Genomic DNA, 12,455 nt, shown 5'->3' with positions numbered 1-12,455 from the left:
AGCAGCGAGACCGCCGCGACGACGTCCCCCATCAACCGCAGATCGCCGTACGGCTCACCGGTAACCGCGTCCCAGCGACGCACCAGCCGCACGTCACGGATCAAGGACGGCGAAGACGACCTTGCCGGCCTGATCGGCCAAGGGCCGGACGCCCCAGTAGCGGGTGAACTGCTCGACGACGAACAGCCCACGACCGGACTCGCTGGTGAGTGCCGCGTCCACGATGCGCGGGATCTCGGTGGTGGAGTCCTGCACCTCCATCCACAGCGCCCCGTCCTCCAGCCGCCCGAGCCGCACGCTCACCTCATCGTCCTCGGTACTGGCATACCGGATGGCGTTGGTGACCAACTCACTGGCCACCAGGCACGGGTTGTAGTCCTCCATGCCCCACCGCCCCAGCGTGAGCCGGATGAACCGCCGTACCTCGGCCACCGCTTCCAGCCGCCGCTTGATCACGATCTCGCTCTGGGACTCTTCTCTCACTGCCCCTCCTTGCTCTGTGTGGTGTTGCTCTCACATTGAGTCACTTTTCGGGCTAGGATTTGGTTGCCGAGCGGATGTGGAAGTCACAGGAAGATCACTGGTCGAACTCGGAAAGTTCCACCGAGAGGAAAGCGTCATGCCCCCAGGCGTCAGCATCCTCGGGAGAACCCTGCACTGATCGCATTCGGTCGCCAGATGCGCCGACTGCGCGATGCCAAAGGTGTGAAGCAGGAGACCATCTCTCAGATAACGAACGTCAGTGGCGCACAAGTCAGCAAGATCAAGACTGGCAAGAAGCGAGCCACTCGATCGTTCGTGGAGATCGTCGACGCCCACCTAGATGGTGAGGGCTCCCTGATCAGCCTGTGGGATGACCTCAACAAGGATGGCCACCCCGTCCCCATCTGGTTCGACTGGCCCCAGGTCGAAGCGGACGCAACTGTGCTGGTCTGCTGGGAACACTCGTTGATCCCCGGTCTGGCTCAGACCTCGGCGTACGCGCTGGCCATCCTGCAAGGCAACCAGGAGGCGGCAGACGCGCGGCTCAAGCGTCAGTCCATCCTCACCAAGGACGATGGGACGGCTCCGCCGATGTTGGCGATCCTGGTCGATGAACAGGCGCTTCATCGGCCCGTCGGCACAGCCGAGACCATGAAGGGCCAGCTGGAGCACCTTCTGGCAATGATCCAGTTGCCCAACGTCACGGTTCAAGTAGTGTTGTCAAGTGGCGAGCACGACGGCAATACAGGCGCGTTCGTAGTCGCCACGATGGAGGACCGCAGTGAGGTCGCTTATGTCGAGACAGCCATCCGAGCAATCACTACGGATGCCCCGGCGGAGTTGTCCGCTCTAGGGCGAACCCTGATCGTTCTTCGTTCACGTGCACTCTCTGAGCAGATGTCGTGTGAACTGATTGGAAAGGTAGTCCAAGAGAAATGGACCTGACCCACGCCGAGTGGCGTAAGAGCAGCCGTAGTGCGTCCAACGGCGGCAACTGTGTAGAACTGGCCGGGCTCCCCGGCATGGTGGCGGTACGTGACAGCAAGGACCCTGAGGGCCCTGTGTTGCTGGTGTCGCCGTCCGTGCTGCGTGTGGCCATCCAGGAAATAGCGGCCTACCCCTCTGCCTGACCTGTCCCCGCTCCCCCGTCCCAACTCAGCAGCCGCCCGCCTGCCGAGCCCGTCCAGACCGTCCCCGATCCGTGGGTTGACTCGTGGCGTCTTGGTCTCCAGCGGGCCTGGTGAGAGGCGACACCCCACGAATCAACGCGTACTAGCGGGCAAGACCAGTGACCCGTGCACCGGCCGTAGGTTTACTGGAGCGATGGACCTGGCCGGAGCCAACTGGCGCAAGAGCAGCCACGGCGAGACGATCATCGCGAACTGCATCGAAGTGGCAGACCTTTCCGCCCTCCTGGCCGTCCGGGAAGACAACACCGCCTGGCGTAGGGCAAGCCGGAGCGGTGAGAACGGTGGTGACTGCGTCGAGCTGGCAAGTGCAGGTGGCGTCGTCGGCGTGCACGACAGCAAGGACCCGAACGGTCCCGTGCTGCTGGTGACGCCGTCCGTGCTGCGTGCAGCCGTCCAGGCAACGGCGGCTCACCCCACCGCCTGACCCGTCCCCGCGTCCCCGTCTGCCCCCGCAGCCCCTGCCCGCTCGGCCCCACCGTTCCCAAATCGCGGGTTGAGTCGTGGCGTGTTGGCCTCTAGCGGGCCTGGTGAGAGGTGACGCGCCACGAGTCAACGAGTGGCCAAGGCCAGTGACTCCGGCACCGGTCGGAGGTGTAGTGGAGCAATGGACCTGACTGGTGCCAAGTGGCGCAAGAGCAGTTACAGCAGTTCCAACGGCGGCAACTGTGTCGAATTGGCGGGGCTGCCTGGCATGGTGGCGGTACGCGACAGCAAGGACCCGCAGGCATCAGGTGAACGGGACGGTTTTATCGCGGTGCCGGGAGGAGTGCGGACAGTGCACCCATCTGCTGCCGCAGTGGCCTGGTACGTGTCCTGCGCGCATCCGTGGGGCCGACCGGCCAGGTTGCCGAGAGCGCGGTGCCGCCTGGTGCGGGGACTGCGTAGGTGCCACTCGTCGCTGTGGCGACCGCCCTCAGGGGGATGGTCGTGCTTCGTGCCCTGCCTCGTACCATCGCGGCGAAGGGCGTGGCGTCCACTCGGACTTGTCGCGTTACGTTGCCGGTGTCTCCTATCTAATGGCATTTGTCGGGTATTTTGGTGCCGCTAATCTGTTCGATCGCCTGCGGAAGAGTCAGGTGGTGGCCAAGAATCTGGCCCATGGTGTCCATGGTTCATGACTTCCTGATCGAGCTGTTCCGGAATCGTCCGGCATTGGCGGTGGAGTTGCTGGAAAGCTCGGCTGGTATTGATTTGCCCGAATTCCGGGAGATTTCTCTGGATTCCGGCGATCTCAACGACTGCTCGCCCACGGAGTACCGTGCGGACGCCGTAGTGGTGCTCTCCGGGGACAGCAGGAAGCTGGGGATCGTGGTCGAGGTCCAGTTGCGGCGTGACCCGGACAAGCGGTGGAGCTGGCCGGTGTACGTGACCACGCTGCGCGCCCGGCTGAAGTGCCCGGTCGTGCTGCTGGTGATCAGCCCTACCAGCGGAGTCGGGACGTGGTGCGCGGCGCCGATCGAGCTGGGCGGGCCTCGTTCGATGCTCACGCCGTTCGCGATCGGTCCTGAGGCGGTGCCGGTCGTGGAGGACATCGTGCAGGCGCAGCGGGCGCCTGAGTTGGCGGTGCTGTCGGCGATGGCGCACGGCAGCGGGCCGTCCTCGAAGGGGGTGCTGACCGCGGCGATGTCGAGTTTCGCCGGCGTCGACGATGACAGAGCGCGACTGTACGCTGATTTCGTGCTGGCGCGGCTCGACGGGGCCGCCCGGCGCACATGGGAGGAACTCATGAAGAGCGGAACATACGAATACCAGAGCGATTTCGCCCGCAAATACGTCGCCGAAGGACGCGCCGAAGGGCGTGTAGAGGGGTTGAGGACCTCGATCCTTGACGCCTTCGACGAGCGGGAGATCGAGGTGCCGGACGAGGTGCGGAATCGGATCCTGCAATGCCAGGACGCACGGCATCTGCGTGCCTGGTTCCGTCGGGCCATGCATGCCGAGTCGGCCGACGAGATCTTCGACTGAGGCGAGCGGCGTCAGGGGTGTTTGGTGGCTGCTCGCCAGTAGCCGCAGAACATGACGTGTTCCTTTGGAACGGCTGACTTCACCCAGTGGCGGCGCGGGCGGGTGGGGAGGTTCTGCTCGCCTACCGTCCAGCCGAAGAAGGGGACGTTGGGCGAGGGCCACGGCGGCTACCTCCGTCAAGTTAGCTGAGGCTCACCTAATCTTCTTTCCGTGTCCGTGCGGTGCGCAGGGTCAGTTCGGCGAAGGCGCGGACGCGGGCGGTCTCGCGGGCGGTGGGCCACAGCAGGCCGTACTCGATCGGCGGGGCGTCATGGAAGGGGACCATCGCCACGCCCGGATGCGAGTAGTAGTGCGCGGCGCGGAGCGAGGCGGGTGAGACGCCCTTGCCGGAGGCGACGAGCGTGACCGCCTCCTGCCAGTAGGTGGCGCCGGGCCCGTGCTGGATGGGGCGCCCGGCGGGGGTGCGGCGGGGGTAGACGGCGTCCAGCCAGTACTGCGGGATGGCTTCGCCCGTCATGGGGATCAGCGTGGTGTCGGCGAGGTCCTCGACCGACACCGAGGGACGGCCGGCGAGCGGGTGCCGCGCGGGGACCATGAGCCCGCGCGGCTCGCTGAACACCACGGGCCCGGCGGTGATGTCGGGCTCGCGGATCGGGAACTCGGTGAGCTGCAGATCGATCTCGTCAGCGCGCAAGGGGCCGAGCGGGTCGTTGAGCTGCACCTCCCTGATGTGCACCTCGGCGTCGGGGTGGCGGGCCTGGAAGAGGTCCGCGGCCGCGATGACGGCCTCGCCCGACCAGGAGGCGGAGAAACCCACCCGGATCGGGCCGGCGAAGCCGCGCGCGGCGGTGCGCGCCTGGCCGATCGCCGACTGGATCTGCCGGTGGGCGGGCAGCAGGCCGTCGCGGAGCTGCCGCCCGATCGGGGTGAGCGCGACGCGGCGGCTGGTGCGGTCGAACAGCGGCGCCCCGATCCGGCGCTCCAGCTTCTTGATGATCTGGCTGACCCGGCCCTGGGCCAGCCCGAGGCGGTCGGCGGTGCGCCGGAAGTGCAGTTCCTCGGCCAGTGTCAGGAACGCTTCGATCTCATGGCGTTCCACGGCGCCCCTTCTCTTCATCGGTGAGCCTGGCTCACCGGTCCTGCGCGAGATCGTTCTTGTTTCGGACATTGTCGGCCAGCGACTCTGGACATGTCCAAATTCGAGGGAGGAGCGGTCATGAGCGTCCCCGCCCATGCCGCGGCGCTGCTGCGGCACTACGCCGATCCGCGCGACAGGGCCGCCGAGGACGTCCTCTTCCTGCGGGCGGTGCCGCTCCTGGACCCGTTCGCGCGGCAGGCGCTCGAGGAGTTGAACGGCCCGCTGCTCCTGGGCACCGGCCGGCTCACCGCCTCCGGTACGCGCCGTACCGCCGAACGGGGGTTGGAAGCGCTCTGGGAACTGTCCTGGCCCGAGCAGCGGCTGGCCGGCATCGGCGCCGTACGGCTGCACGCGTTCTACGGCGCCGGGTTCCGGCAACCGCATCTGCAGGGCGGCACGGTCGGCCGGTGGCCGCTGCACGTGTCCACGCCCGAGCAGGCCGCGGCCGTGCTGCCGACCCTGCGCGCGATCGCGGCCGCCGACCTCCACAACCTGGTCGCCCAGCGCGACCACGGCATCGTTCCCGCGTCGGGCAGGCGCGGACGATCTTGATCTCATCCCTGTCAACGCATTGGAGTCACTCATGCCCTCTTTCGTCGTTCACCGCGACGGCCGGCCGGCGACCGCCGGCGAGCTGGCGCCGCTCAGCTTCGCCGGCTACGCCCACTTCACCGCCATGCAGGTGCGCGGCGGCCGGGTGCGCGGCCTGGACCTGCACCTGGAACGTCTGCGGAACGCCTCCAAGGAGATGTTCGGGCGGGCGTTGCCGGACGAGCGCGTACGGGCCCTCCTGCGGGCGGCACTGGAGGAGGGGCCGGACGACCTGTCGCTGACGGCGACCGTCTTCTCGCCGGTGGGCGAGTTCACCGCCGCCGACGCCGAACCCGAGGTGCTGGTGCGCACCGCGCCGGCCGCGTCCGGCCCGGCGGGCCCGCTGCGCCTGGCGGTGGTCGAGCACGAGCGCGTGCTCCCCGAGGTGAAGCATGTCGGCGAGGTCGCCAAGACCTACTTCCTGCGCCGGGCGGTCGGGCAGGGGTTCGATGACGCCGCCTTCGCCGACCGGCGGGGACGGCTCAGCGAGGCGACGATCTGGAACCTGGCCTTCTGGGACGGCACCGCGGTGGTGTGGCCGGTGGCGGGCATGCTGGGCGGGACCACGATGGGCATCCTCCGCCGCCGGCTGGACGCGCTCGGCGTTCCCCAGCGCGAGCAGGAGATCACCGTCGCCGACCTGCCCGCGCTGTCCGGTGCCGTGGTCATGAACTCATGGACGCCGGGCATCGCGGTACGCGCCATCGGCGACCGGTCGTTGCCCGAAGCGCCGTCCTTCCTGGACCTGCTCCACCGCGCCTACCGTTCGGAGCCGCTCACCGCGCCCTGACGCGGCCGCAGCTCAGGTCGCCGTGAAGATGACGGCACGGTTGGCACGTGCTGGTGCGGCACTCCGGTCACGTGTCGGTCCTCACCGAGCCGGGTCTCGTCGCGGCCGAGATCCGGCGGGCCGCGCGCCGGGTGAGGGCCGGTCATGTCCCGTTGAGTGGGAGGGGGCGGCGGGCGCGTTCCCGGGGATGGTGGGATCGGCGGGGCCCGCGAGTCGCAGGGAAGGCCGTTCGCATGAGTGAGGCAGCCGGCGAGATCCGTCACCACATGGTCGATGCGGGCGGGACCCGCCTGCACGTGGCCGAGCAGGGCGAAGGGATCCCCGTGGTCATGTGCCACGGCTTCCCGGGGCTCTGGTACAGCTGGCGCCACCAGTTCCCGGCGCTGGCGGCGGCCGGTTACCGGGCCGTCGCGCCGGACATGCGCGGGTACGGGCGCAGCGACCGGCCGGAGTCGGCGCGGGAGTACGGCCGGGAGCGCACGGTCGCCGACCTCGTCGGGATCCTCGACGCGCTCGGCATCGAGGAGGCCGTGTTCGCGGGGCACGACTTCGGGGCCTCGCTCGTCTGGGACCTGCCGCAGTGGGCGCCCGGACGGGTGAAGGCGCTGATGCAGCTGAGCGTCCCGCGCGTTCCGGTGTCGAAGCGGCCGCCGAGCGAGGGGTTCGCCCGGCTGGCGGAGCACCACTTCACCCACATGCACTACTTCCAGGAGGTCGGGCCGGCGGACGAGGAGCTGGGCGGTGCTCCGGAACGGTTCCTGGCGAACGTCTTCTGGGCGTTGAGCGGCGGCTACCGGTACCTCGACACGTGGAAGCACCCGAGTGAGGGCAACGGCTACCTGGACGTCCTCCCGGAGGCGCCACCGCTGCCCTGGCCGTGGCTGTCGGAGGAGGAGTTCGCGTACTACGTGACCGAGTTCCGCCGGACGGGCTTCACGGGCGGGCTCAACTGGTACCGCGCGAACGACCTCGTGTGGCGGGAGAAGCAGGCCCGCCCGGACGAGCCCGTCACCGTGCCGACGCTGTTCCTCGTGGGCGACCGAGATCCCGTGCACGAGATCATGGGCGCCGGTTCCCTGGAGGCGATGCGGGAACTCGTCCCGGGGCTGCGCACCGTGCGCGTCCTCGAAGGGGCGGGGCATTTCATCCAGATGGAGGCGGCGGACGAGGTCAACGCCGCGATGCTCGACTTCCTCGCCGGCATCTCCGCGTAAGCCCGCCGCCCGGCGGCGGGTCAGGCCAGAGCGGTCGCGAGCAGGGCGATGGCCGCGCCGCCGAAGACGGCGGTGTGGCGGGCGTTCTGCAGGATCGGGAACACCCAGCGGGGGAAGCCCTCCTCGGACGCCTTGAGGAAGGCGGGCACGTCCACGCGCGCCAGCATCGGGTCGTTCTTCCTGGCGAACGCGGCCTGGACGGATCTCGTGGCGGTCAGCTGGCTGTACAGGATGACGCCGTTGCCGATGAGCACGAGCGGCATGAACGTCCAGGACAGGATCTCGCCCCAGTGGTGCCCGGCCAGGTTCAGCGCCGCCAGGACGATCATGATCAGCGCGACGGTGGCGGGTGCCGCGGTCTCGTGGCCGCCGGCGTCGAACCTGAGCCGGTTCTCGGCCAGCACCCGGGCGGGGACGCCCTGGCGCTCCAGTTCCCGTTCCGCGGCGGCCTGCGCGGCGGGCCCGTACCGGTGGCGGACGAGGGGGATGGTCACGAAGGCCACGGCGATGAGCAGCTGCATGGCGGCGGCGATGGTGGTCACGGTGTCTCCTTCAAAGCGACTTGAACACTGTTCAAGTGAACGGTAGCCCGACACTTGAACGATGTGCAAGTGCTTCGCCGGAGCCCTATCGTGGACGCATGCCGCGAGACACGCTGACCCGGGACCAGATCGTCCAGGCCGCCGTCGAACTGCTGGACGCCGAGGGCCTGGAGGGCCTCAACATGCGGAGCCTGGGCAGGCGCCTCGACTCCGCCGCGACGGCGGTCTACTGGCACGTGAAGAACAAGGACGACCTGGTCGTCCTCGCCGGCGACCGGGTGTGGGACGAGATCGCGCTGCCCGACCTCGACGCGGTCGGCTGGCGGGCGGCGGCCGCCGCGCTGGCCACCGGACTGCACGCGATGATGACCGGGCACCCGTGGCTCGTTCAGGCGTTCGGCTCGCACCTGTTCCACGGGCCGGGCAAGGCGCGCTTCGACGACCGCAGCCTCGCGGTGTACGAGGCGGCCGGGTTCACCGGCGCGCAGGCGGACCGGGCCGCGGCGACCGTCTTCACGTTCGTGCTCGGGAACGCCCTCGGCGAATCGGCCATGGCGTCGCTGACCAGGCGGTTCAGCCGTGCCGGCGGGAACGCGGAGGAGGCGTTCCAGAAGACGATGGAGCAGGCGGGCGAGGTCGCGATGCGGTTCCCCCGGCTCCGCGCCCGCGTCGAACGGCCCGAGGCGGCCGACTACGCCGGGGCACCGGACGGCAGCTTCGAATTCGGGCTCCACGCCATCCTGGACGGCCTCGAAGCCCGCCTTCCCACTGTCAAGACGTGACGCGGGACTTGTCGCCGTAGGAGCGGAGGGCCGCCGCCGATTGTCAGGTGCTGCTAACCGGCTGCGTCAAGTATCGCTCTCGGGCGGCGAGCGGTGACGGCAATGAGTCACAGTGGCGCCGCGGGTGCCTAGGCAGCCCGCCCCCGCCGTGTGAAAATCCCGGCGAGTGGCAGGAGGTCCCCCGTCATGCCGCCTCAGGATCCGCCGCTGACCGAGCGTGACCGCGATCTCGGGTCGCTGGTGGCGGCGCTCGCCCGCCCGCCGGTGATGGTGGTGGTCGAGGGGGAGCCGGGTGCCGGGAAGACCCGGCTGGTACGCGAGGCGCTCGCCGACAAGGCCCTCGGCGCCCGCCACCTGCTGACCGGGCACGCCGTCCCCGCCGCGGTGCCGTGCCCGCTCGGGCCGGTGATCGAGGCGCTCGCCGGCGTCGGCCGCCCGCCCGCCCGGCGGCTGAGCGCGCTCACCGGGGTGCTGCGCACCGTGCTGCCCGACCTGGCCGCGATCCTGCCGCCGCCCCCGCCGTCGCTCGGCGATCCGCGGCTGCTCCGGCACCGCCTCGTCCGCGCCGCCGCCGAACTGCTCGGCAAGCTCGGACCGGCCGTCCTGGCGCTGGAGGACCTCCAGTGGGCGGACGAGGCCACCGTCGAGCTGCTCCGCATGATCGGAACGCGCCCGCCGCCCGAGCTGTCGGTCGTCCTCACCCGGACGCCCGGCCCCGCCGGGGCCGGGCCGCCGGCCGTGCGCCTCCATCTGGAGCCGCTGTCGGTCGCCGCCGCGGGACGGATGGCGGCGGCGGTCCTCGGCGAGGCGGCGGCGATGCCCCGCGAGGTCGCGGAACGGCTGTACGAGCGCAGCGGCGGCGTGCCGCGGGCCGTCCGGGAGGACGCGCGGCTGCTGCGCGACCTCGGCCTGCTCCGCCCCGCGGACGGCGCGTGGTCGCTGACCGGCGAGCCGCCGCCGGTCGCGCCGCGGGCGATCGCCGCGGAGATCGTCGACCGGGCCCGCGGCCTCCCGCCCGGCGGCGACGCCGTATTGGAGGCGGCGGCCGTCCTCGCCGAACCGGCCGCGCCGGAGCTGGTGGCCAGGGTCGCCGGGACGGATGAGCGCGCGACCGGCGCGGCCCTCGCCGAGGCGATCCGCCGCGGGCTGCTCCGGGACGCGGACGGCGGCATCGTGCGGTTCCGCCACGAGCTCGCCCGGATCGCCGTCTACGCGTCCGTTCCCGGCTACCGGCGGCGCGAGCTGCACCGGACCGCCGCCCGCGAGCTGACCTGCCGGGGCATGGTCGTCCGGGCCGTGGACCACCACCGGCAGGCCGGCGACCTGCGGGGGTGGGCGGCCAGCGCGGAGGCGGCCGCCGCGCTCGCCGCGGCCGGCGGCTCGTTCGGCACGGCCTGCGCCTACCTGCGCGAACTCATCCGGTCGGGCGCCGTCCCCCGCGAGCGCCGCACCGAACTGGCCGTCAAGCTCGCCCGCGCCACCCTGGCCCGCGCCGACGATGAATCAGCCGCGGCGGTGCGAGTCGCCGACGCGGCCGCCGGTGAGTCGGCGGGGGAAAGCGGCGCGGGAACGCGGTCGTTGCTGATCGCCGTGCTCAAAGGAGGCGGCGGGTCGGCCGTTCAGCGCGGGGAGTTGCGGCTGCTGCTGGCGTGGCTCGCGCTGGAGGCCGGGGAGGTGCCGGACGGGCTCGCGGACGCGGTCGCGGACGTGGGGGCGCGGGACGACCTCGCGGCCGTCGCGCACGCGCTGCTGGCGACCCCGGACCGGCTGCCGGGACGCGGCCTGCGCGCGCAGCGGGCGTCGCTGGAGCGGGCGCGGGCGGCGGCGGAACCGACCGTGGACCCGGTGGCGCGGGTGGTGGTGGCGGCGACGGCCGCGCACCTGCTGGTGGCGATCGGCGATCCCGGGGCGCGGGCGGCCGTCGGCGCGCTCCCCGCGCGCGGCGAGAACCCGGAGGCGACCGTGCGGCTCGTCCGCGGGCTGGCGGAGATCGCCGACGCGGCGCTGCACGCCGGGCATTACGCGCGCGGCCTGGAGCTGGCCGAACGCGCCCGGCGGCTGGGCGCGAACGGCGCGTACGCCCCCCGGCTGCGGGTGACGGCGGCGCGCGCCCGCTGGGCGATGGGCGAGATCAGTGCCAAGGAGGCGGGCGGACCGGGCGGGACGGCGCCCGCGTCCCGGCTGCTGGCGGCGCAGATCCGTACCGGGCAGGGGCGCCTGGATGAGGCGCGCCGCGAGCTGCGCGAGGTCGCGCGCGACGCGCTGCGCACCGGCGAGCTGGCCGTCGCGGCGCACGCCGCCGCCGACTTCAACCGGGTGGCGCTGGCGGACGGGCAGCGGAACGCGGCGTGCGCGCTCGCCCGCGAGGTCCTGGACGCGGTGGCCCGCAAGGGGATCTGGGGCTGGGCGGCGCCGCTGCTCCCGTTCGCGCCGCCGGAGGCGGTGCGCGCGGTGCTGCCGCGCTACCGCGCCGCCCTTGAGGGACGGGACGTGCCGCTCGCGCGGGCCGCGCTCGCGTTCGCCGAGGCGCGGATCTGCGAGCGGGACGGCGACCCGGCGCGGGCGGCGGCGGGGTACGGCCGGGCGCGCGGCGCGTACGCGGCGCTGCCCGATCCCCGGATGGCGGCGCACGCGAGCGCCGCCCGGGAGCGGGCGCGGCTGGCGGCGGGGTGGGAGCCGGACGCCGAGCCGCTGCGCCACGCGTGGAGCACGTTCACCGGCCTCGGCCTGGCGTGGGACGCCGACCGGGTGAAGCGGCTGATGCGGGAGGCGGGGCTGCCCGTCCCGCACCGCAGGGGGCGGCGCGGGTACGGCGACCGGCTGTCCCCGCGGGAACGGGAGATCGCGGACCTCGCCGCCGCGGGCCACACGAACCCGGACATCGCCGCCGAGCTCTGCCTTTCGGACCGGACGGTGAAGTACCACCTGGCCAACGCGATGCGGAAGCTCGGGGTGACCAGCAGGCGGCGGCTGCGCGACGCGCTGGAGTCCGGCGCCCCCGACGCGGGCGGGCACGTGTGCCACTGCGCCCGCTGCGGGCGCCGACTAAACCTGTCCTGAACGGACGGGGCATCGGCCCGGCGATCCGGTGACTATGAGGGAGATTCACGTTCGACCGGCCGGAAACCGGCCTCCACCCCGGCTCCCCGAGACCGGTGGCCGCGTCGGACGGCGGCGGAAGGACCGCCGCGCTGGAGGAGGAAGGACCCCCCGCATGAGACCCGCCAGCATGCTCGCAGGACTCGCCGCGCTCGTCGCCGCCGCCGGCCTCGCGGCCGCCCCGGCCCACGCCGCCGCTCCCGGACTGGTCGACGGCTCCGTGTCCGCGATGGGCACGAACTGCTCCTGGACCAACGCCACGACCAGCGACACGCCGCCCAACACCCTGACGGTGGACCACACCACGATCAGCGCGACCTGCGACGGCGGCGTGACCGTCGCCATCAGCCAGTCGCCGACGGTCACGTTCAACGACGCGGCCGGCACCGCCACCTCGCCGTCGATCACCGTGACCGGCTCGTTCCTCGGCATGAACTGCGGCTACACCGTCACGAACGTCTCGATCAACCGCGACGGGACGACCCGCACCTACACCGGCGGCCCGTACACGGCCAACAAGACCTCGGGCGGCTTCCTCTGCCCGGGCACCGCGACGGTCGACTCCGCGACCTTCAACTTCCACTGATCCTGAACGACTGAACGACTGGACGTTCACCGACACTGAACGCCGCCCCCCGCTCGCGGGGCCGGGGCTCGCCCC

The 12,455-nt window shown here is 71.6% G+C and carries 14 protein-coding genes; 11 read left to right on the top strand and 3 right to left on the bottom strand.

What is annotated here, in order from left to right; all coding sequences use genetic code 11:
* Nucleotides 1–93: 93 nt before the first annotated feature.
* Entirely contained in the window at nucleotides 94–483 is a 390-nt protein-coding gene (locus tag ACA361_RS37710; protein ID WP_375019915.1) for an ATP-binding protein, read from the bottom strand.
* A 63-nt stretch (nucleotides 484–546) separates the two neighbouring features.
* Here ACA361_RS37710 and ACA361_RS37705 point away from each other — a divergent pair, with 63 nt between their 5' ends.
* The 5 genes from ACA361_RS37705 (at nucleotide 547) to ACA361_RS37685 (ending at nucleotide 3,638) form a co-directional block, all read left to right on the top strand.
* The gene (locus ACA361_RS37705; RefSeq protein ID WP_375019914.1) at nucleotides 547–1,428 is read left to right on the top strand and encodes a helix-turn-helix domain-containing protein; all 882 of its coding nucleotides are present in this window, start codon (nucleotides 547–549) and stop codon (nucleotides 1,426–1,428) included.
* Entirely contained in the window at nucleotides 1,419–1,613 is a 195-nt protein-coding gene (locus tag ACA361_RS37700; protein ID WP_375019913.1) for a DUF397 domain-containing protein, read from the top strand. Before ACA361_RS37705 ends, ACA361_RS37700 begins: the two co-directional genes overlap by 10 nt.
* Nucleotides 1,614–1,806: 193 nt before the next feature.
* Nucleotides 1,807–2,097 carry a DUF397 domain-containing protein gene (locus ACA361_RS37695; RefSeq protein WP_375019912.1) on the top strand — a complete coding sequence of 97 codons (291 nt, stop codon included), beginning with the start codon at nucleotides 1,807–1,809 and terminating at the stop codon, nucleotides 2,095–2,097.
* A gap of 180 nt (nucleotides 2,098–2,277) precedes the next feature.
* The gene (locus ACA361_RS37690) at nucleotides 2,278–2,721 is read left to right on the top strand and encodes a DUF397 domain-containing protein (RefSeq protein WP_375019911.1); all 444 of its coding nucleotides are present in this window, start codon (nucleotides 2,278–2,280) and stop codon (nucleotides 2,719–2,721) included.
* Nucleotides 2,722–2,771: 50 nt separating this feature from the next.
* Entirely contained in the window at nucleotides 2,772–3,638 is an 867-nt protein-coding gene (locus ACA361_RS37685) for a hypothetical protein (RefSeq protein ID WP_375019910.1), read from the top strand.
* Between the two features lie 196 nt (nucleotides 3,639–3,834).
* On the opposite strand, the gene ACA361_RS37680 is transcribed toward ACA361_RS37685, so the two are convergent.
* Nucleotides 3,835–4,737 carry a LysR family transcriptional regulator gene (locus ACA361_RS37680; protein WP_375019909.1) on the bottom strand — a complete coding sequence of 301 codons (903 nt, stop codon included), beginning with the start codon at nucleotides 4,735–4,737 and terminating at the stop codon, nucleotides 3,835–3,837.
* Nucleotides 4,738–4,854: 117 nt separating this feature from the next.
* On the opposite strand from ACA361_RS37680, the gene ACA361_RS37675 reads away from it, so the two are divergent.
* The 3 genes from ACA361_RS37675 to ACA361_RS37665 all read left to right on the top strand — a co-directional run bounded on the left by ACA361_RS37675 (nucleotide 4,855) and on the right by ACA361_RS37665 (nucleotide 7,371).
* A complete protein-coding gene (locus tag ACA361_RS37675; protein ID WP_375019908.1) occupies nucleotides 4,855–5,328 on the top strand; it encodes a hypothetical protein in 474 nt (157 codons plus the stop codon).
* 31 nt (nucleotides 5,329–5,359) lie between these two features.
* On the top strand, nucleotides 5,360–6,157 hold the full coding sequence (locus tag ACA361_RS37670; RefSeq protein WP_375019907.1) for an aminotransferase class IV family protein: 798 nt from the start codon (nucleotides 5,360–5,362) through the stop codon (nucleotides 6,155–6,157).
* 233 nt (nucleotides 6,158–6,390) lie between these two features.
* Nucleotides 6,391–7,371, top strand: coding sequence for an alpha/beta fold hydrolase (locus ACA361_RS37665; protein ID WP_375019906.1), 981 nt, complete (start codon nucleotides 6,391–6,393; stop codon nucleotides 7,369–7,371).
* Nucleotides 7,372–7,391: 20 nt separating this feature from the next.
* On the opposite strand, the gene ACA361_RS37660 is transcribed toward ACA361_RS37665, so the two are convergent.
* Complete coding sequence (locus tag ACA361_RS37660) at nucleotides 7,392–7,913, bottom strand: hypothetical protein (protein ID WP_375019905.1); 522 nt, start codon at nucleotides 7,911–7,913, stop codon at nucleotides 7,392–7,394.
* A gap of 98 nt (nucleotides 7,914–8,011) precedes the next feature.
* On the opposite strand from ACA361_RS37660, the gene ACA361_RS37655 reads away from it, so the two are divergent.
* The 3 genes from ACA361_RS37655 (at nucleotide 8,012) to ACA361_RS37645 (ending at nucleotide 12,380) form a co-directional block, all read left to right on the top strand.
* Nucleotides 8,012–8,695, top strand: a complete 684-nt coding sequence (locus ACA361_RS37655) for a TetR/AcrR family transcriptional regulator (protein ID WP_375019904.1) — start codon at nucleotides 8,012–8,014, stop codon at nucleotides 8,693–8,695.
* A 186-nt stretch (nucleotides 8,696–8,881) separates the two neighbouring features.
* Entirely contained in the window at nucleotides 8,882–11,755 is a 2,874-nt protein-coding gene (locus ACA361_RS37650; RefSeq protein WP_375019903.1) for an AAA family ATPase, read from the top strand.
* 154 nt (nucleotides 11,756–11,909) lie between these two features.
* Nucleotides 11,910–12,380: a hypothetical protein gene (locus ACA361_RS37645; protein ID WP_375019902.1), complete on the top strand. Its 471-nt coding sequence runs from the start codon at nucleotides 11,910–11,912 to the stop codon at nucleotides 12,378–12,380.
* Nucleotides 12,381–12,455: the final 75 nt, after the last annotated feature.

The organism is Actinomadura sp. 21ATH, assembly GCF_041951345.1.
GTDB lineage: Bacteria > Actinomycetota > Actinomycetes > Streptosporangiales > Streptosporangiaceae > Spirillospora.
This window is presented reverse-complemented; position numbering and strand designations above follow the sequence as displayed.

Bases quoted from the DNA above. Each gene is read 5' to 3' on its own strand.
- ACA361_RS37675 (WP_375019908.1), top strand. From the start codon at position 4,855: ATGAGCGTCCCCGCCCATGCCGCGGCGCTGCTGCGGCACTACGCCGAT.
- ACA361_RS37650 (WP_375019903.1), top strand. From the start codon at position 8,882: ATGCCGCCTCAGGATCCGCCGCTGACCGAGCGTGACCGCGATCTCGGG.
- ACA361_RS37670 (WP_375019907.1), top strand. From the start codon at position 5,360: ATGCCCTCTTTCGTCGTTCACCGCGACGGCCGGCCGGCGACCGCCGGC.
- ACA361_RS37695 (WP_375019912.1), top strand. From the start codon at position 1,807: ATGGACCTGGCCGGAGCCAACTGGCGCAAGAGCAGCCACGGCGAGACG.
- ACA361_RS37655 (WP_375019904.1), top strand. From the start codon at position 8,012: ATGCCGCGAGACACGCTGACCCGGGACCAGATCGTCCAGGCCGCCGTC.
- ACA361_RS37665 (WP_375019906.1), top strand. From the start codon at position 6,391: ATGAGTGAGGCAGCCGGCGAGATCCGTCACCACATGGTCGATGCGGGC.
- ACA361_RS37700 (WP_375019913.1), top strand. From the start codon at position 1,419: ATGGACCTGACCCACGCCGAGTGGCGTAAGAGCAGCCGTAGTGCGTCC.
- ACA361_RS37690 (WP_375019911.1), top strand. From the start codon at position 2,278: ATGGACCTGACTGGTGCCAAGTGGCGCAAGAGCAGTTACAGCAGTTCC.
- ACA361_RS37645 (WP_375019902.1), top strand. From the start codon at position 11,910: ATGAGACCCGCCAGCATGCTCGCAGGACTCGCCGCGCTCGTCGCCGCC.
- ACA361_RS37685 (WP_375019910.1), top strand. From the start codon at position 2,772: ATGGTGTCCATGGTTCATGACTTCCTGATCGAGCTGTTCCGGAATCGT.